The 1,290-nt window shown below is 74.7% G+C and carries 1 protein-coding gene; it reads right to left on the bottom strand.

What is annotated here, in order from left to right; all coding sequences use genetic code 11:
• Positions 1-1,242: serine/threonine-protein kinase (locus FOE67_RS26020; RefSeq protein ID WP_228474308.1), on the bottom strand; the 1,242-nt coding region annotated here is incomplete at its 3' end.
• Between the last annotated feature and the right edge of the window lie 48 nt (positions 1,243-1,290).

Genomic DNA, 1,290 nt, shown 5'->3' with positions numbered 1-1,290 from the left:
ATAAGAGACAGTCCCGGTACCGGCGGGCGGGCGTGCCTCCCACACGGGTGCGGTCGTGGCCGTGGTCGGCGGCGGTTCCGGGGCGTCGGGACCGGTGCCGGTCACGGGCCCCGTGGTGGTCGGTGCCCCGGACCCGGCGCCGGGCACCGTGGCGGTCGTCGTCGGTGCCTCCGGTCCGGCCACGGTCCCACCGGCGGTGGGCACCTCCGTCTCGGAGCCGGTCGCGGTGTCGGTCGCGGTCGGCGTCACCACGTCGGTCGCGGTCACGGCACCCGTCACGGTCGCGGCACCCGTCACCGTCGCGGCACCGGTCATCGGCGGCACACCCGACCCGGTCGCGGCGTCGGCGCCGGGCACCGCGCCGGTCGCGGGACCGTCATCCGGTGTGTCGCCGGCGGCGATTCCCCGCAGGAGTCGCTCGGCCCGATCGGCGGTCATCCGCTCGGCGGGGTCCTTGCGCAGCAGCCCTTCGACGACCGGCGCGAGAGGTCCGGCGCGGCGCGACGGCGGCGGTTCCTCGTCCACGATCGCGCGCAGGGTGGCGAGCGGGGTGCCCCGACGGAAGGGGGAGACGCCCTCCACGCACGCGTGGAGGAGCACACCGAGCGACCACAGGTCGGACTCCGGGCCCGGGGTGCGGCCCAGGGCACGCTCGGGCGGAAGGTACTCGGGCGAGCCGACGACCTCTCCGGTCATGGTGAGCGAGGTCTCGCCCTCGACCGTGGCGATGCCGAAGTCGGTGAGGACCACCCTGCCGTCCTCGGCCGCCAACACGTTGGCGGGCTTCACGTCCCGGTGCAGCACCCCGACGCCGTGCACGGCGCGCAGGGCGGCGAGCACCTCGGCGCCGATCGCCGCGGCCCGCCGGGGACCCAACGGCCCCTCCTCGCGCAGCAGTTCGGCGATGGAGCGCCCGCGTACGAGTTCCATGACGATCCAGGGACGGCCGTCGTCGGTGACGACGTCGTGAACCGTCACCACGTTGCGGTGGGGTATCCGGGCGGCGGCCCACGCCTCGCGCTCCAGCCGCGTGTACATCTTCCCGATGTCCGCGGTGGTCAGCCCGGCCGGGGCCCGCACCTCCTTGACGGCGACCTCCCGTTGGAGGTTCTCGTCCAGGGCCCGCCACACCGTCCCCATGCCACCCCGGCCCAGGGGTGACAGCAGGCGGTAACGACCCGCCACTTCCCGATCCCGATCCCGATCCGGTGGTACCCGTGCGGTCCTCGTGTGCTCGTCCATCCGGCCCGCTCCCCCCCTTTTTCGTTTTTCGTGCCCCCACCCCGGTTG

The organism is Streptomyces calidiresistens (genome assembly GCF_014141525.1).
Taxonomy (GTDB): Bacteria; Actinomycetota; Actinomycetes; order Streptomycetales; family Streptomycetaceae; genus Streptomyces; species Streptomyces calidiresistens.
Note: the sequence above shows the minus strand (reverse complement) of the source record. Positions and strands in the feature narration are given on the sequence as shown.